Source organism: Ruegeria sp. HKCCD3925, assembly GCF_057221175.1.
The window spans coordinates 242,853-259,045 of sequence record NZ_JBWVBI010000005.1 but is presented as its reverse complement, the minus strand read 5'-3'; the positions used below and the strand labels follow the sequence as shown (position 1 = coordinate 259,045).

Genomic DNA, 16,193 nt, shown 5'->3' with positions numbered 1-16,193 from the left:
CCGGATGAGCCAGACCCCAAAGATCGGTGCCTTGGCTGTCGTGCTGCACGATGGCCAGGTACTTTTGGTGCAACGCAGCAAGCAACCCGATCAGGGGCTGTGGGGTTTTCCAGGCGGCCATGTGGAATGGGGTGAAACGGTTCTGGACGCCGCCACCCGCGAGCTGCGGGAAGAGACTGGTGTGATTGCTGAGCCTTTGGTCTATCTCGACAATCTCGACCTTTTGCTGCGCGATGATAGCGGGCAGACCCGGGCGCACTACCTGCTGGTCGGAGTTGCGTGTCGCTATGTAACCGGCACGCCTGTCGCTGCAGACGACGCGCAGGACGCTCAGTGGTTTCCGGTGGACCAGATCACCAGCGGCGACCTGCCAATGAGCGACCGCGTTCCCGATCTTTTGCGGCGTGCTTTAGAGATGGACTAAGCCTCGACCCGATCCGACAAGCGTGCATAAAGCACGCTGGACAGCACGACACCTACCAGCAGGATCACGGTCGCACCCGCCAGGAATACACCAAAGCCCATTTGCAGCACACTTGGACCTTCGGCGGCTGGGTAGAGACCCGAGAGCAGCGCCAACGGCGCACCTGTCACTACGGGCCAGATCATCGAGGCCCCCAGCCAGATCGCCAACGCTGCGCCCGTTGCGCGCACGGCATTGCGCACCACCCTGTCCGGCGCTCGCAAGGCCCGTCTCATCGATGTCATCGGGCGTGAGATGTCGTTCAGGATGGCCAGCAACGCAGGCACTAGCAGCAGGATCAGGGCCATGCCAAAGCCCAGCCCATAGACCAGTGTGATCACGGTCGGTTTCAAAAACTGCGCCTGCTGCGAACTTTCGTACATCAAGGGCGTCAGCCCCAGTACCGTGGTCAGCGTGGTCAGCATCACAGGCCGCAAACGATCTGCCGTACCTTCTACGATTGACGGCACCAACCCGCGCTCTTTCCGGTATCCGTCGATTGTGGTCACCAGAACAATCGAGTCGTTGATGATGATCCCGGTCATGCCCAACAGGCCGACGACGGTGAACATGCTTAACGGCACGCCCCACAGGTAATGCCCCCAGATCGCGCCCACGAGGCCAAAGGGAATGATCGCCATGACCACCAAGGGCCTTGTCCAACTGGCAAAGACCCAAGCCAATACAAGATAAATTCCGGTCAGACACAGGATCAGGCCTGTGCGGGCCTCGGATAGGAATTCATCCTCCTGCTCACTCAGGCCAGCCATGCGCCATTCGACCTGCCGTTCGGCGGCTATGTTTGGCAATATCTCTTCGCGCATGGCGCGGGCGATTTCGGCAGCCTGCGCCGGGTCGTCCTCGGAAATATCACCATTCACCGAGATGACCCGAAGACCATTTTCGCGCCGGACGGTCGAGAAACCCGATTTACGCTCGACCGAGACGATATCGGCGAGCGGGACATAAACGCCATCCGGAGTCCGCATCAATGTGCGTTCGAGGAAATCAGCAGTCAGTTCGCCCTCGGGCAGTTCGATCCGAATCTCGGTGCTACGCGGACCATCCGGGAAGGTCGCGGCCTCAATCCCATTCAGCCGGTTTCGCAACACGCGGCCCAGTGTTTCGATGCGGAAACCCAGCGCCTGACCCTGCGCGGTGAGGTCCAGAATGAACTCTTCCTTGTCATAGGCGAGGTTATCCTCGAGCGCTGAAACTTCAGGGTATTTCGCGAGTTCCGCCTGGAGGTCCTCGGATGCAGATTTCAACGTGTTCACATCCGCACCGTAGAACTGCACGTCAATCGCATCGCCACCGGGCCCTGAACGCCAACCACGGAAGCTAAGCAGCTCAACCTTCGGGTGGCGCGGCACGAAATCCTGCAGCTCGCCCACAAATTCAAAGCTGGAATAGGGGCGCAAGTCGGCATCGATCAGCTCGATCGAGATGCCGCCCAGCAAATCGTCATCCTTGCCGTCCGCCGCGCGCAGCCCCCATCCGGCCGAACCGCCAACCTCGGCTAGAACGTATTCGATTGGATTGCGGCCATGGCGTTCTTCGTAAACCTGACCCAGTTCTTCCGTGGCTTTCTGGACCATGCGCATCATTTCCAGCGTCTCAGCACGCGTCGCGCCTTCGACCATGATGAAATTGCCCGTGACCGAGCCGCGTTCCGGTGCGTTGAAGAACCGCCAATTCACATCACCCCGAATGAACAGAGCGATCTGGCTGGCCAGTATCACCACCATCAGTGCAACAACCACATACCGTGCCCAGACCACCCAAGCGACCAACGGGCGGAACAGGTGGTCGCGCACCCATCGGAAGCCCTTGTTCACAACCCTGTTGGGCCAGTCATACCAATGCTCCTTAGCCGAATGCGCAATGGCATGGGCCATGTGGTTTGGCAGGATCAGGAAGCATTCGATCAGCGAGGCAATCAGGACAGCGATAACGGTGAACGGAATATCTCGGATCAGCTCTCCGAAGCGGCCACCGATGGCGGTGAGGCCAAAGAAAGCGATAACCGTGGTAACTGTTGCAGCAAACACCGGCATCGCCATACGGCGAGCGGCGCGTTCTGCAGCTACGATTGGCGCTTCGCCCAAACGGCGGGCGCGAAAATCAGCGTGCTCTCCCACGACGATGGCATCATCAACCACGATGCCCAAGGTAATGATCAGACCGAACAGAGACACCATGTTCAGCGACAACCCGCCCAGATACATCAGCGCAATCGCCGCAGACATTGCCACCGGAATACCGGCGGCCACCCAGAACGCAATGCGGGCATTGAGGAACAGGAACAGCAGGCAGACCACCAGCCCAAGACCCACAAGGCCATTGTCGACCAGAATATCCAGTCGGTCGGTGATCGCTTGTGCGCGGGTGCGGATCAGCTCAACAGTGATACCTTCGGGCAGGCTGGCCTGCATCTCGGCCACGACATCCTCGACATCGCGCTGGATACCTATGGCATCGCCAAGATTGGACCGGTCGACGCGGATCGACATCGCCGGATTGTCGCCGACGAAATAGCTGCGGTTGCGCGTGACTCCCTCGACCCGGATTTCCGCCACATCGCCCACAATCAGCTTTGAACCATCGGCAAAGTTGCGCAGGGCGATACCTTCGATCTCTTCCGGGGTGCGTTTCTCAACGCCTGTCCGAATACGCGCATTGGCACCTGTGACATCGCCCGCAGGGTTCGCGGTGACTTCTGCCGCGATGGCCTCGGCAATATCCGAAAGCGAGATATCATTGGCGATCAACTGTGCGGTGGGGACTTCGACCACCACACGCGGCGCGGCCAGTCCCCGGATCGTTGTCCGCGTGACACCAACCGCGAACAGGCGGCTGATCAATTCGTCGGTGAATTTGGCCAGTTGTTCAGCTTCGATGGGCCCCGTGATGACAACATCCGTGACACGATCCCGCCAAGCGCCACGTCGGATGGTTGGTTCCTCGGCGTCTTCGGGCAGGTTGGTGACGCTATCGACAGCCGTTCGAACCTCTTCAACCGCGCGGGACATCTCCCAGTTCGGCTCAAACTCCAGCCGGACCTGTGCCGTTCCCTCCCGAGAGGTTGATTCCGTGCTGGCAACGCCCTCAACCGCCAAAAGCGCAGGTTCGAGCAATTGGATGATGCCATTGTCGACATCCTCGGGGCCTGCGCCGTCCCATTGGACGTTCACATCCACCCGCTCAAGGATCACATCAGGAAAGAACTGTGCCCGCATGTTGGGGATCGCGGCGGCCCCCAGCACCAGCATGATCAGCAGCAACAGATTGGCCGCAGTCCGGTGCCGGGTGAAATAGCTGAGGATACCGCCCGCCGCGTTGGGAATGTCGCGGATCATCGCGCTTAGCCCCCGGCCCGATTGTCATCAAGACGGCGTATTAGGGTGGCGGGCACTTTGGCCTCGCTCAACTGGCCCAATACTTGGGCTTTGTCTTCCTGAGACATCGCATCACTGGCCTCGACCTGAGCCACAAGCTGAGCGCGCTTTTCGTCCGAAAGCTCGACCATGCCCGGATCAGTTTCAGCGTTCGCCTCAATCCGTAGGGGCCGCACACGTACACCCGAACCCAGCAGAGGCGTCCGGCCAATCACAACCTCGCGGCCTTCCAGGCCTTCACCACGCAAAAGCACCTCATCGCCCTGACGACGGATCAATTGCACAGCCAACGGTTCCAGCCGGTCATCGGGGCCGAGAACAAGCACGTTGCCCGTGGCGTCCAGAACCGAGGATGGCAGACGGACCACATTATCGAGCGGCTGTTCTTCAATCGAAACGGTGACAAAATCCCCCGGCTTGAATCCCGGCGCGTCGTCGAGACGCGCATAGATCAGACGCCCGGTTTGCCCTTCACCCGCCGCGCCGCTATCGCGACTGATCCGGCCGGTGGCAGTGAGATCGGTCCCCGTGACCTCAAGCGATACAGTCACCGGGGCTGAGATCAGATCACCTTGCGCGTCCAGCAACCGCACGAATTGCGCGGTGGAAACCCGAAACGCGACCTCAAGCGCATTGGGGTCGACGAGTTCGGCCAGCTTTTCGTTGGCCGCTACCAACCTGCCTTCAACCAAAGTAACCTCGGTCAGCGTACCATCAAACCCGGCATGGATCGTCATATCCTCCAGGTCACGCTCGGCCCCTTCCAACGCGATACGAGCCCGCGCAAACAGGGTTGTTGCTTGATCCACCCGGGATTCGGCCTGCGCCAGAGCGATCCTGCGTGCGAGAACTGCCTGATGAGCCGATGTTGCGGCCAGTTCCGCTTCTTCGACGCTTGCGGCAGCCCCGACACCACGTGTCTGCAGATCCTGCTGGCGCTGCAGCGCCCGGTCGCGAAGTTCGGCCTGTGCCTCGGCTGATTTCAACTCATCCTGCGCCAACAGCAGCGAGCGTTCGGCGTCCCGCTCTTCAAACTGGGCATCCAGAAGATCGGATTTGGCACGGTCCAGAGCAGATTGCATATCGGCTGGGTCCAGTTCGACCAGCAATTCTCCCGCCGTTACAGTACCGCCATCTTCAAAATCTTCGGCCAGTGATACAACGCGCCCGCCCAAGGCCGCGCGCAGCTCTAACCGGCGGCGGCTTTGAATCTGGCCAAACGCTTCCAGATAAGGAGTAATGGTTTCCGGCTCGGCGGTTCGTACGGTAACGGCGAATATGCGTTCCCGCGCCTCAGGTGCCTGATTGTCCCGCGTCAGCACATCCTGCACCGCGCCCGAGATCATCTGTGCGGCAACGATCAGCAGGCCCAGCGTCAGAAACGCCAGGAACACCCCAACAAGGCTTTGCCGCAGAAATCGCATCGGTCACTCACCTTTGGTCGCACATGCTGCCTTCCGCAAAGGTAGCCGGGTCGCAAAAAATGCCAAGCCACAAAGCGGTTATGATCCGTTAAACGCAGAACCAGTCTACTTCCGTCGCAGGTGTTCGTCCAATCTGGGCATTATTTCAACGAAATTACAGGGCCGGTGGCGATAATCGAACTGTTTCTCCAGAATCGCATCCCAAGCGTCTTTGCAGGCACCCGGGCTGCCCGGCAACGCAAACAGATAGGTTCCGCCTGCAACTCCGCCTGTAGCGCGGGACTGCACGGCAGAAGTACCTATCTTTTCCATAGACACGATGGTGAAAACGGTGCCAAACGCTTCGATCTCTTTTTCATAAACGTCCCGGTGCGCCTCGACTGTAACATCGCGACCCGTCAGACCTGTGCCGCCGGTCGAGATCACGACGTCGATTTCAGGATCCGCGATCCAACTGCGCAATTGCTCGGCAATCTGGGCGCGTTCGTCCTGAATGATCTTGCGGTCCGCCACTGAATGTCCAGCCGTTTCGATCCGGTCGACAAGCGTCTGGCCCGAGCGGTCGTCGTCCAGCGAGCGAGTATCCGACACAGTCAGAACCGCAATGCGGACGGGGATGAACTCAATGCTTTCATCAATGCGCGACATATGTCGTCAAGCCCTTTCCATAATGGCAAGCCGGATGGCAAGAGCCGCGAATATCCCGCCCGTGACCCATCCAATGATACGTGAAGCGCGTGGGTTTGAGATCAAAATGCGCCCTGCTCCGCCCGCAAAGATACCGACCACCCCGTTCACCAGAATGCTGCCCAAGGTGATAATTGCACCAAAGGTTAGGAATTGCAGCAGAACCGGGCCGTTTGCTGGGTCCACGAACTGAGGGATAAAGGCCAAAACAAACAGAATGACCTTGGGATTGGTCAGGTTCACCAGCAACCCCTCGCGAAACGCGAAATGAGCAGGCTTGATTGCTGCATCGTCCGACACTGCCCCTTTCCGGATTGCGCCCCATGCAAGAACCAATAGATAAGCAACGCCCATCCACCGGATAACGTCAAACAGCCAAGGCACGGCTGATACCAACGCCCCAAGTCCAAGCCCCGCCAGCAAAACTTGCACCATCAGACCCGTCGAAACACCGAGGCTGGCCATCATCGCTGGGCGTGACCCAGACCGTAACCCTTGCCCGAAACAGAACATCATGTCAGCGCCGGGTGTGAAATTCAGCACCAGTGCGGCTGGGATGAAGGCCATCAATGTCACTGTCTCGATCACGTTGTTACCTCGAACCAATGTGGTTTTGGGCCCAGATTGGCGATCTGAGACCGCCCGAGCATGCCGCGGTATCCCCAACTGTCGTGGATATGACCGCAAAAGACAAAATCGGGCTGGATGCGTTCAACCGCGTCCCGAACTGCGGTCGAGCCGACCGACACATCTTGTGATGTCACATCCCCATATCCTTTTGGCGGAGAGTGCGCGATCAGAACATCCGCAGCCTCGCACCGGTCCAGCAGTTCCGATGCTTCAGCTTCAGTAAGATCGCAGGACCAGTCTCCAAAAGGCGTCACCGGCACGCCGTAGCCCAGCCCGAACAGGCGCAGACCATCCAATGTCATGCCCGTCCCGTGCAGAACATGCGCGCCTTCGGGCGCAGCGGCTGTCAGTTCCTCGGCGCTCTCAGCGTTGCCCGGCACCAGGATCAGCGGCGCTGCAATGCCCGACAGCATCTGCATCGCTTCATTCAGGCCCCGCCGCGCATTGCAAAAGTCCCCCGCACCGATGACAAGATCAGCCTCGGCGCTAGCGACCACCAGATCAGCGGCCCGGTTGCGCGCCATATGAAGATCGGAAAACGCCAGAACTCTCATCCCGCGCCCCTCAGCCTTGCTTGCAAATCCAGCAAATCGGCCCAGGCCTGACGTTTCATCTGCGGTTGACGCAGCAGGTAGGCCGGGTGGAACATCGGGATGACCGGCAGGTTCAGCGCCTGATCCCATTTCCCGCGCAGCCGCGTGATACCGCGTTTGCCCAGCAAGGCCTGACAGCTAATATTGCCCATCACCACCAGCACCTCGGGCTTGGCCAACGCCACATGCCGCTCCAGAAACGGCTTCATCATGCCAATCTCTTCCGGCTTGGGATCGCGATTCTGCGGGGGCCGCCACGGCAACACGTTGGTAATGTAGACATTCTCGCGCCGATCCAGATCAATCGCGGCCAGCATCCGGTCCAGCAATTGCCCAGCGCGCCCGACAAAGGGCTTACCTTCGCGATCCTCATCACGGCCGGGCGCTTCGCCGATGATCATTACCCGTGCGCCGGGGGTGCCATCGGAAAACACCAACTGCCGCGCGCCGCGTTTGAGGTCGCAAAGATCAAACGCCTCCATCGCCGCACGCAACTCGACGAGCGATCCAGCGGTTTTCGCCGCCTGTTTTGCAACAGCTGCGGTATCGACCGGTTCTGGTTTTTTCGCAGGTTCAACCGCAGCTGGTTTCTTAGCCTTGGCCGCTTTGTCCGGCAACGCATAGCGATCCACCGGCGCGTCGCCGATCGCCTCGGTTGCGCCCAGCTCGATCTGCCATTCCAGCAGCGCCCGCGCGGTATGATGGTCCAAGCCCGATTCCATAACCCTCAATCTAACCAGCTTTTGACCGAGGGAAAGCGAATAGACCTTGCCATGGCACAGGGTCGCACCGACCATGGCAGGGTCATGCTGTCATTTCTGCGATTCCTTCTGATTGCTCTATTGCTGGCAACCTCTGGCGGTTCGGCGAGTGCGCAGCTGTTTGATCGGGATACACAATGCCGCACCGGACAGTTGCAATGCGGGCGCGGTTGTTGCCCCGCAGGCCAGCGCTGCAGCTTTGATGGCCGCTGTATCCCGCCGGGACACACCTATTGTGGAGGTGGGCGCACCTGCGGCCCGTTCGAGCGCTGCGTGGCAGGAGGAACCCGTTGCGCCCCTGCTGGGGCGAATAAGTGCACCTCGCGCTTGGATTGCCCCGGTGGTAGCTTCTGCAACGGACGCGGTGAATGCGAGCGCAGCAGACCGGATTTGGTCCCCGCTCCACCCACAACCTGCGCCGATGGCAGGAGTTGCGGAGCCGGTTCATCCTGCTTGCCGGGCGGCGGATGTTCGCGCCCCGGCTGGTTTCTGTGTGAAGAAACCGGTTCGCAATGCCGACCCGGCTTTAAATGCTCGGCTCATCAGGGCTGCGTTCCGATCAAGGCTATCGATTGCGGCTACGGCAAGTGGTGCAAACCCGGCGAACAATGCCTGCCCGAAGGTGGATGCGAGAAACTGCCCGAAGGGTCGGAACCTTAGGTTGCCTTGGCCTGCATGGCTTCCTATAAGCGGTCCGATTGTCAGACAGGAGCCCGCCCATGCGTTTCGCCCATCGTCACCTTCTTGGCATCGAGCATCTGTCGCAATCCGATATCACCGCTATCCTTGATCTGGCCGAAACCTATGTCGATCTGAACCGGCAATCGACTAAGCATTCCGATGTGCTGTCGGGCCTGACTCAAATCAACATGTTCTTTGAAAACTCGACCCGCACGCAGGCGAGTTTCGAAATTGCGGGCAAGCGATTGGGCGCGGATGTGATGAACATGGCGATGCAGGCCAGTTCGATCAAAAAGGGCGAGACGCTAATCGATACGGCGATGACGCTGAACGCAATGCATCCCGATCTGCTGGTGGTGCGGCATCCTCATTCCGGCGCGGTGGACCTGCTGGCGCAGAAGGTAAACTGCGCCGTGCTGAACGCAGGTGATGGGCGGCATGAGCACCCGACGCAAGCCCTGCTGGACGCGCTGACTATCCGCCGTGCCAAAGGCCGCCTACACCGGCTGAACATCGCGATTTGCGGAGACGTGGCGCATTCGCGCGTGGCGCGCTCGAACCTGATCCTGCTGGGCAAGATGGAAAACCGCATCCGCCTTATCGGTCCACCGACTTTGGTCCCGTCGCAATTCGCGGAATTCGGGGCCGAGATCTATGATGATATAAATGAGGGTCTCAAAGACGTCGACGTTGTGATGATGCTGCGTCTTCAGAAGGAACGGATGGACGGCGGCTTTATCCCCTCGGAACGCGAATACTATCACCGCTACGGTCTGAACGCTGAAAAGCTGGCGCTGGCCAAGCCAGACGCCATCGTGATGCACCCCGGTCCAATGAACCGCGGGGTCGAGATCGACGGCACTCTGGCCGATGACATCAACCGATCCGTCATTCAGGAACAGGTCGAGATGGGCGTTGCTGTCCGCATGGCCGCCATGGACCTGCTGGCGCGCAACGTGCGAGAAGCCGCATGAACGATCTGATCATCGCCCCCCATGAGCGCGGTGTGATCCGCCTGTTCTCGCTGGACATGCGCCCGGAAGAAGCAAAATTCCTGCGCGAACCGGGGGCTGTTGATCAGGTGTTGGGTGTCGAGGGGCTGGATCCAGAACAGATCGACATTTTTCCGGTATCCGACCTCGAAGATCTCGGGCTTTATGGCTATCTCAGCGAAGGCTGTGGTGTCTCGGAAGACCAGTTGGATCGCGCGAAGTTGGACGCCATTGAAGGCTGGGTGATGGTCCTGCGCAGTGCGGCGCTGGGTGGTCGATCTGCAACCCTTTCCCTCGATCTCCGCCTGCATCTGATTGGCCTGTTCACCGAAGAGGCTACCAACTGGTCCGGCGGCACGATTGAGACCGAAAGCGCAAAACCGTTCTCGGCCGCGCAAAGCCCGCCAGTGGATAATAAACCAAGCCGCATCGGTTCAGCCGTCATTGCCTTGCTGATTCTGATCGCCGTCGGAGGTGCCTTGTGGCTGATCCTGTGACCTTCTCCTCAGACAAGGGCGCTTATGTCCGCACCAACGCATGGCTCGCCGCCTTTGCAATGGCGGCCGCAATGGTCGTGCTATGGTTGATCGGCAATCCTTACGTCTGGACCGGCGCACCCGCAGGGTTGGCCGCCATCACCATCCGCGCTTGGTATTTGGCTTCGGAAGAACTGGTCGCCAAGTGGGAAATGATGGGCACCACTCTCACTGGTCCTGGTCCGCGTAAGGTGGCGCTGAACCAAATTCAGGCGGTCAATACCATTGGCAGCTTTGTCCAGATCGTCACAAAAGGCGGCGACAAGCACCTGATCAAATATCAGGCGGACCCCGCCGCCACCAAAGCTGCAATCGAAAGGGCCATGGCATGAGCAATCTGATTTTTACTAACGCTCGCCTGATCGACCCCGAAGCTGGCACAGATAGCATCGGCTGGCTGCAGATTGCCGATGGTCGGATCGCAGCGCTTGGTGAAGGCACGGCCCCAGACGCTGACACGCAGGTGGTCGATTGCGGTGGGCAGTGCCTTGCGCCCGGTATCGTCGACATTGGCGTTAAGGTTTGCGAGCCCGGTGAGCGACACAAGGAGAGTTATAAATCTGCGGGTTTGGCCGCTGCCGCCGGGGGAGTGACGACCATCGTCACCCGTCCAGACACGCTGCCTGCCGTCGATACACCCGAAACGCTGGAGTTTGCCACCCGCCGCGCGCAAGCGGACGCGCCGGTAAACGTCTTGCCGATGGCCGCCCTGACCAAAGGGCGCGAAGGGCGTGAGATGACCGAGATCGGGTTCCTGCAAGATGCGGGAGCTGTGGCCTTCACCGATTGCGATCATGTCATCACCAATACCAAGGTCTTCTCACGCGCGCTGACCTACGCCAAATCCTGTGGCGCGCTTGTGATTGCCCACCCGCAAGAGCCGGGTCTGAGCAGTGGTACCGCGGCCACCAGCGGCAAATTCGCCGCACTGCGAGGCTTGCCTGCCGTATCGCCTATGGCCGAGCGTATGGGGTTGGACCGCGACATCGCCCTGCTTGAAATGACCGGGGCCGCCTATCACGCCGATCAGATCACCACCGCCCGCGCCCTGCCTGCACTGGAGCGCGCCAAGCGCAACGGGCTGGACATCACAGCAGGCACGTCAATCCACCATCTGACGTTGAACGAATTGGACGTGTCCGATTATCGCACCTTCTTCAAGATCAAGCCCCCGTTGCGATCCGAAGATGACCGGCAAGCCGTGATCGAAGCAGTGCGAACCGGTCTGATAGACACGATCAGTTCCATGCACACGCCGCAGGATGAGGAAAGCAAGCGCCTGCCGTTTGAAGAGGCGGCCTCGGGCGCGGTGGCGCTGGAAACACTGCTGCCTGCTGCGCTTCGGCTATATCATTCCGAACAGCTGGACTTGCCGACCCTGTTCCGCGCCATGGCCCTCAATCCGGCCAAACGGCTGGGGTTGGAGAGCGGTCGCCTGGCCCTAGGCGCGCCTGCCGATCTGGTGCAGTTCGACCCGGATGTTCCCTTTGTTCTGGACCGATTTACGCTGAAATCGAAATCGCAGAACACACCGTTTGACGGTCAGCGGATGCAGGGTAAGGTCACCGCAACCTTTGTCGCTGGACAAGAAGTGTACCGGAGAGCCTGATGCCCCTGATCGACAGCACAATGACTCAGCTCATCCTGTGGGCCGCGTTGGGATACCTGCTAGGCTCCATACCCTTTGGCATGATCGTCGCGCGCGTGATGGGTCTGGGAAATCTGAGGCAAATCGGGTCGGGCAATATCGGCGCAACCAACGTCCTGCGAACCGGCAATAAGGCAGCGGCAGCGCTGACATTGCTGTTTGATGCAGCCAAGGGTGCCGTTGCTGTTCTGCTGGCACGCGCTTTGGCTGGTGAAGATGCCGCGCAGATCGCCGCGTTGGCCGCGTTCCTCGGGCATTGCTTTCCGGTCTGGCTGGGCTTCAAAGGCGGCAAAGGCGTTGCGACTTTTCTGGGCCTTTGGCTGGCACTTGACTGGCGCGTGGGTGTCGCCTGCTGCTTGACATGGCTGGTCGCGGCGCTGATCTGGCGTATTTCATCCGTTGGTGCGCTGGCCGCCGCCGCCCTATCCACCACCTGGATCATGGTGCTGACAGATGGCAGTACCTTCGTTCTTGGAATTGCTCTGACCTTGCTGCTCTACTGGCGGCACAGCGCCAACCTAGCGCGGATCAAGGCGGGGACAGAACCGAAAATCGGGAAATCGTGACAGCGCCCAGCGCGTTTCTGAAAGCGTTCCATGATCTGCCGGTCGGCACGTTCACCGGTTCCGTTGGGCCGCATCGATATTTGGTATCGCATCAGATCATGGCCTGCGGGAAATCTCACAAACTGGTGGCTCATCAATTGGGCGGGCCGGATTACATCAGCCTGAACCTTTATCTCACACAGAAAAGCGGCGCATTGCTTCGCCCCTGCGAAATGCCTGCGGAAAAGGTGGTCGATTTTGTCCTGGCGCTGGTGCCTGACGTGCAGGAATGAACAACCGGTCTTTGTGATTGCACAATCACAATTGATTGCTTTGAACGTGATCGGGCCATTCCCCAACTGGGATTTTGTGACGGCCAATTACAGGCGTCGCGACAATCAAATCCGGTTCGCCCGGGCAAAATTACAGTGCTCTTCAGCGAGCCTATTCACGAAAGGTGAAGTCATGAACACGTTCAAATCCATCATCAGCGGAGTCGCGCTGTCTGTTGCGATCGCAAGCTCAGCAATGGCGGCTGGCGTCGAAATCAACGCAAGCTCGACCGGATTGGCAATGCAGGGCTATGACCCGGTTGCCTATTTCACCGTTGGCGAAGCAACCAAGGGTGATTACAAAATCACCACGCTGCACAACGACGCCCTGTACCGTTTTGCATCGGAAGAGAACAAAGCCGCTTTTGAGGCGAACCCAGAGGCCTATCTGCCTGCTTACGGCGGCTATTGCGCATTTGGCACCGCAATGGGCTTCAAGTTCGATGGTGACCCGAACTACTGGAAAATCGTCGACAACAAGCTGTATCTGAACCTGTCACAAGACATTCAGGAGCGTTGGGAAGGCGACATTCCGGGCTTTGTTGAGAAAGCCAGCGCGAACTGGGAAGACATCGCCGACAAAGACCCGGCTGAACTACAGCAATAATTCGCTGACAAGACCTTTGTGCATCGGCGGCAGATCGTATCTGCCGCCGATCTTCGTTTGAAGGCATCATGTTTCACCCTATCTAGCATGTGAGAAAAGAGCCCAACCTGAGTGGGCCCACGCCGGGGCACCGGCCAGAATAAAGTTGTTCGGGACAGTCAAAACATCACTGATCCGGCCTAAGGGCCGGAACGTAGATTCAATCATAACGCTGCCATTAGATTTGATTGGCAGCAGGTTTCGAGCGAAAGGAATGAGACGATGACAGGAAGATTGGCACTGATCACCTCGGTCGCCGTATTGGCTGCGGGATCCGCCATGGCGCAATCCTCAGGCAACTGGACCGGATTCTACGGCGGTGCACAGTTTGGTTATGCGGACATCGACACAAACGTATCAGGCGTCGACGGCGATGGTGCGATCGGCGGTATCATCCTTGGATATGATTACGATCTGGGCGATTGGGTCGTCGGAGGTGGCTTCGACTATGACTGGAGCGACGTAGACCTTTCCGGCGCCGCCACGGTCGAGAATGTCTGGCGGCTCAAAGCGCGCGCGGGCTACAAGGTGAACCGGCAGGGCCTGCTTTATGGCACCGCCGGTTATGCCGATGCGGATACCGATAATCTGGGCAGTGACGATGGCTGGTTCATCGGCGCAGGCTATGAGCAGATCGTAGCCCCCAATATCAGCGTTGGAGGCGAGATTCTGTATCATGAGTTCGACGACTTCAACTCATCGGGCGTCGATGTTGACGCAACTACAGTTCAACTGCGCGTCGCATATCGGTTTTGATGAGAAGGTAGGGCCCGGCTATTTGCGCCGGGCCCGTGCCGCTAGGGCACCAAGACTGTGCTGCCGGTGGTTTGTCGTGCTTCCAAAGCACGATGCGCATCAGCAACTTGATCCAACGGAAACTCCTGATCGACATGGATCTTGACCTCGCGCCCGTCCACTTTGCCAAACAAGCGTCGCGCCATCGCCTGACAGGTGGCGTGATCCGAGATATGCGTGAACAAGGTTGGCCGCGTCACCTTCAGAGATCCCCGCTGCGCAAGCATTCCCAGATCGACAGGCGGCACTGGCCCCGAAGCGTTTCCGAATGAAATCATCATGCCCAAGGGTTTCAGGCAATCCAGCGATCCCTCAAACGTGTCCGCACCGATGGAGTCCATCACCACATCAACCCCTTTGCCTCCGGTGATCTCGGCCACACGTTCGACAAAATTCTCGGTCCGGTAGTTGATGCAATGTGACGCGCCATTGAATTGCGCCAGGCTGCATTTCTCATCCGTTCCCGCTGTCCCGATCAGTTTGATGCCTTCGGATTTCGCCCATTGGCAGGCGATCAGTCCCACACCTCCGGCAGCCGCGTGGAACAACACGGTATCTCCGCGCCGCAGCGGCGTTGTTCGGTGAAACAGGTATTCAACCGTCATGCCCTTTAGCATCATGGCCGCTGCGGTGCGGAACGAGATACTCTCGGGCAGCGGACAAACCTGCGCTGCAGGCATCACGCGCGCTTCGGAATATGCTCCTGATGGGCCTGCGGCATAGGCCGCGCGTTGGCCGGGGGCAAGATGCGTAACGCCTTCGCCTACCGCCTCAACGACTCCGGCCGCTTCCATTCCCAGCGCATGAGGCAACTCCAGCGGATAAAGGCCGGTACGCTGGTACACATCGATGAAATTCAATCCGCAGGCATGATGGCGAATGCGCACCTCACCCGGGCCGGGATCGCCAAGCGGGCGATCCTCAATCCGTAGAACCTCGGGGCCGCCGGATTCGTGTATGACGACTGTGCGTGCTGTCTGCTGCATGAATGCCTCCCTTGCCTGTGGAAACAAAGCTAACACGCCTGTGCGGCAGAGCAATCCTTCCGGCTCTGCAAGGGTGATCGGGCAAAATTTCGCAATATGTGCTATAATGCAACGAGACGTTGTAATTGGGCAGACGTTGCCGGCTGATCCGGTCACGCGAATTGCCACGCCGGATGCATCCCGCGGCGCACCCACGCCAGAAAAGGGGATGAACATGGACAAGACAATCGGTAACCCAATCACCTGGGTCGCCCGAAATCTGCGGGCAACCAGCGATCATGTCACTGAATCCGTGACCGAGATCGGCAGCGCGGATGTTCAGGCTCTGCCGACGGTGCATACGCTGACCCTGCAGGATCTGCGCGAATGCCTGAAAGCTGGATATAACGATTTTCTCGAAACCCGGGCCGATGCGATCTTTGTCGTTCTGATCTATCCAATCGCAGGTCTGCTGATGTTCGGTATTGGGCTCAACAAAGACATGGTGCCCCTGCTGGCCCCGCTTGTCATGGGCTTTGCCCTGATCGGGCCGGTCGCCGCCGTCGGGCTTTATGAGATCAGTCGCAAGAGGGAACAGGGCGGAGACGTTCATTGGCTGGACGCGTTCGGCGTATTCCGTTCGCCTTCCTTCGGAGCCATACTGGCACTGGGCTTCTATCTGGTCATGCTATTGATGATCTGGCTGATGGTCGCGCAAGGCATCTATGCGCAAACCCTAGGGCCAGAACCTCCGGCCTCGGCCATGGCATTCGTGACAGAAGTGTTCACCACCGGAGCAGGCTGGAGCATGATCATCATCGGCACAGCCACCGGTTTCCTGTTTGCACTGGTCGCATTGGCGCTAAGCGTGGTCAGCTTTCCGCTGTTGCTGGATCGCAAAGTGGGCGTTCCCGTGGCCGTCGTAACCTCGGTCTGGGTCTTGCGTCAGAACCCGGGTGTGATCTTGACCTGGGGGGCCATTGTGGCCGCGATGTTGGTACTGGGCGCGATCCCGATGTTGCTGGGGCTGATCGTCGTCATGCCCGTTCTAGGTCACGCCACATGGCACCTGTATCGCCGGGCGGTCGCCTGACTAC

Annotated in this window: 17 protein-coding genes; 10 read left to right on the top strand and 7 right to left on the bottom strand. The window is 59.2% G+C overall.

The genetic code is table 11. The features are described from left to right. The first annotated feature begins 4 nt into the window (after positions 1–4). Positions 5–424, top strand: a complete 420-nt coding sequence (locus AC2TEM_RS14010; protein WP_170423657.1) for an NUDIX hydrolase — start codon at positions 5–7, stop codon at positions 422–424. Here AC2TEM_RS14010 and AC2TEM_RS14005 read toward each other — a convergent pair. The 6 genes from AC2TEM_RS14005 to AC2TEM_RS13980 all read right to left on the bottom strand — a co-directional run bounded on the left by AC2TEM_RS14005 (position 421) and on the right by AC2TEM_RS13980 (position 7,917). Continuing rightward, a complete protein-coding gene (locus AC2TEM_RS14005) occupies positions 421–3,822 on the bottom strand; it encodes an efflux RND transporter permease subunit (RefSeq protein ID WP_170423654.1) in 3,402 nt (1,133 codons plus the stop codon). The genes AC2TEM_RS14010 and AC2TEM_RS14005 overlap by 4 nt on opposite strands. 5 nt (positions 3,823–3,827) lie before the next feature. Continuing rightward, positions 3,828–5,285 (bottom strand): RND family efflux transporter, encoded by a 1,458-nt coding sequence (locus tag AC2TEM_RS14000; protein WP_170566222.1) that lies wholly within the window; start codon positions 5,283–5,285, stop codon positions 3,828–3,830. A 105-nt stretch (positions 5,286–5,390) separates the two neighbouring features. Beyond that, positions 5,391–5,933, bottom strand: a complete 543-nt coding sequence (gene moaB / locus AC2TEM_RS13995) for a molybdenum cofactor biosynthesis protein B (protein ID WP_170408382.1) — start codon at positions 5,931–5,933, stop codon at positions 5,391–5,393. A gap of 6 nt (positions 5,934–5,939) precedes the next feature. Further along, complete coding sequence (locus tag AC2TEM_RS13990) at positions 5,940–6,560, bottom strand: LysE family translocator (RefSeq protein ID WP_170423650.1); 621 nt, start codon at positions 6,558–6,560, stop codon at positions 5,940–5,942. After that, entirely contained in the window at positions 6,557–7,156 is a 600-nt protein-coding gene (locus AC2TEM_RS13985) for a metallophosphoesterase (RefSeq protein WP_170423648.1), read from the bottom strand. Before AC2TEM_RS13985 ends, AC2TEM_RS13990 begins: the two co-directional genes overlap by 4 nt. Further along, positions 7,153–7,917, bottom strand: coding sequence for a uracil-DNA glycosylase (locus AC2TEM_RS13980; RefSeq protein WP_170423646.1), 765 nt, complete (start codon positions 7,915–7,917; stop codon positions 7,153–7,155). The genes AC2TEM_RS13985 and AC2TEM_RS13980 overlap by 4 nt, the downstream gene beginning before the upstream one ends. Before the next feature lie 758 nt (positions 7,918–8,675). Here AC2TEM_RS13980 and AC2TEM_RS13975 point away from each other — a divergent pair. The 8 genes from AC2TEM_RS13975 to AC2TEM_RS13940 all read left to right on the top strand — a co-directional run bounded on the left by AC2TEM_RS13975 (position 8,676) and on the right by AC2TEM_RS13940 (position 14,092). Next, positions 8,676–9,611: an aspartate carbamoyltransferase catalytic subunit gene (locus AC2TEM_RS13975; RefSeq protein ID WP_170423645.1), complete on the top strand. Its 936-nt coding sequence runs from the start codon at positions 8,676–8,678 to the stop codon at positions 9,609–9,611. Next, the gene (locus AC2TEM_RS13970; protein ID WP_170423643.1) at positions 9,608–10,126 is read left to right on the top strand and encodes a hypothetical protein; all 519 of its coding nucleotides are present in this window, start codon (positions 9,608–9,610) and stop codon (positions 10,124–10,126) included. Before AC2TEM_RS13975 ends, AC2TEM_RS13970 begins: the two co-directional genes overlap by 4 nt. After that, a complete protein-coding gene (locus AC2TEM_RS13965; RefSeq protein WP_170395669.1) occupies positions 10,111–10,497 on the top strand; it encodes a hypothetical protein in 387 nt (128 codons plus the stop codon). The genes AC2TEM_RS13970 and AC2TEM_RS13965 overlap by 16 nt, the downstream gene beginning before the upstream one ends. After that, positions 10,494–11,774, top strand: coding sequence for a dihydroorotase (pyrC, locus tag AC2TEM_RS13960; protein ID WP_480790313.1), 1,281 nt, complete (start codon positions 10,494–10,496; stop codon positions 11,772–11,774). The genes AC2TEM_RS13965 and pyrC overlap by 4 nt, the downstream gene beginning before the upstream one ends. Then, positions 11,774–12,379, top strand: coding sequence for a glycerol-3-phosphate 1-O-acyltransferase PlsY (plsY, locus tag AC2TEM_RS13955; RefSeq protein ID WP_170395665.1), 606 nt, complete (start codon positions 11,774–11,776; stop codon positions 12,377–12,379). Before pyrC ends, plsY begins: the two co-directional genes overlap by 1 nt. Further along, positions 12,376–12,651: a hypothetical protein gene (locus tag AC2TEM_RS13950; RefSeq protein ID WP_170395663.1), complete on the top strand. Its 276-nt coding sequence runs from the start codon at positions 12,376–12,378 to the stop codon at positions 12,649–12,651. The genes plsY and AC2TEM_RS13950 overlap by 4 nt, the downstream gene beginning before the upstream one ends. 172 nt (positions 12,652–12,823) lie before the next feature. Further along, positions 12,824–13,297: a YHS domain-containing (seleno)protein gene (locus AC2TEM_RS13945; protein ID WP_170395661.1), complete on the top strand. Its 474-nt coding sequence runs from the start codon at positions 12,824–12,826 to the stop codon at positions 13,295–13,297. A 261-nt stretch (positions 13,298–13,558) separates the two neighbouring features. Beyond that, positions 13,559–14,092: an outer membrane protein gene (locus AC2TEM_RS13940; protein ID WP_480856262.1), complete on the top strand. Its 534-nt coding sequence runs from the start codon at positions 13,559–13,561 to the stop codon at positions 14,090–14,092. A 41-nt stretch (positions 14,093–14,133) separates the two neighbouring features. Here the strand turns inward: AC2TEM_RS13940 and AC2TEM_RS13935 are convergent, their stop codons facing one another. Continuing rightward, positions 14,134–15,117, bottom strand: a complete 984-nt coding sequence (locus AC2TEM_RS13935) for a quinone oxidoreductase family protein (RefSeq protein WP_170423639.1) — start codon at positions 15,115–15,117, stop codon at positions 14,134–14,136. 214 nt (positions 15,118–15,331) lie between these two features. Here AC2TEM_RS13935 and AC2TEM_RS13930 point away from each other — a divergent pair, with 214 nt between their 5' ends. Next, entirely contained in the window at positions 15,332–16,189 is an 858-nt protein-coding gene (locus AC2TEM_RS13930; RefSeq protein WP_170423637.1) for a DUF2189 domain-containing protein, read from the top strand. Positions 16,190–16,193: the final 4 nt, after the last annotated feature.

Coding starts and splice junctions, on each gene's coding strand:
- AC2TEM_RS14010 (WP_170423657.1), top strand. CDS start 5: ATGAGCCAGACCCCAAAGATCGGTGCCTTGGCTGTCGTGCTGCACGAT.
- AC2TEM_RS14005 (WP_170423654.1), bottom strand. CDS start 3,822: ATGATCCGCGACATTCCCAACGCGGCGGGCGGTATCCTCAGCTATTTC.
- AC2TEM_RS14000 (WP_170566222.1), bottom strand. CDS start 5,285: ATGCGATTTCTGCGGCAAAGCCTTGTTGGGGTGTTCCTGGCGTTTCTG.
- moaB (WP_170408382.1), bottom strand. CDS start 5,933: ATGTCGCGCATTGATGAAAGCATTGAGTTCATCCCCGTCCGCATTGCG.
- AC2TEM_RS13985 (WP_170423648.1), bottom strand. CDS start 7,156: ATGAGAGTTCTGGCGTTTTCCGATCTTCATATGGCGCGCAACCGGGCC.
- AC2TEM_RS13980 (WP_170423646.1), bottom strand. CDS start 7,917: ATGGAATCGGGCTTGGACCATCATACCGCGCGGGCGCTGCTGGAATGG.
- AC2TEM_RS13975 (WP_170423645.1), top strand. CDS start 8,676: ATGCGTTTCGCCCATCGTCACCTTCTTGGCATCGAGCATCTGTCGCAA.
- AC2TEM_RS13970 (WP_170423643.1), top strand. CDS start 9,608: ATGAACGATCTGATCATCGCCCCCCATGAGCGCGGTGTGATCCGCCTG.
- pyrC (WP_480790313.1), top strand. CDS start 10,494: ATGAGCAATCTGATTTTTACTAACGCTCGCCTGATCGACCCCGAAGCT.
- plsY (WP_170395665.1), top strand. CDS start 11,774: ATGCCCCTGATCGACAGCACAATGACTCAGCTCATCCTGTGGGCCGCG.
- AC2TEM_RS13945 (WP_170395661.1), top strand. CDS start 12,824: ATGAACACGTTCAAATCCATCATCAGCGGAGTCGCGCTGTCTGTTGCG.
- AC2TEM_RS13940 (WP_480856262.1), top strand. CDS start 13,559: ATGACAGGAAGATTGGCACTGATCACCTCGGTCGCCGTATTGGCTGCG.
- AC2TEM_RS13935 (WP_170423639.1), bottom strand. CDS start 15,117: ATGCAGCAGACAGCACGCACAGTCGTCATACACGAATCCGGCGGCCCC.
- AC2TEM_RS13930 (WP_170423637.1), top strand. CDS start 15,332: ATGGACAAGACAATCGGTAACCCAATCACCTGGGTCGCCCGAAATCTG.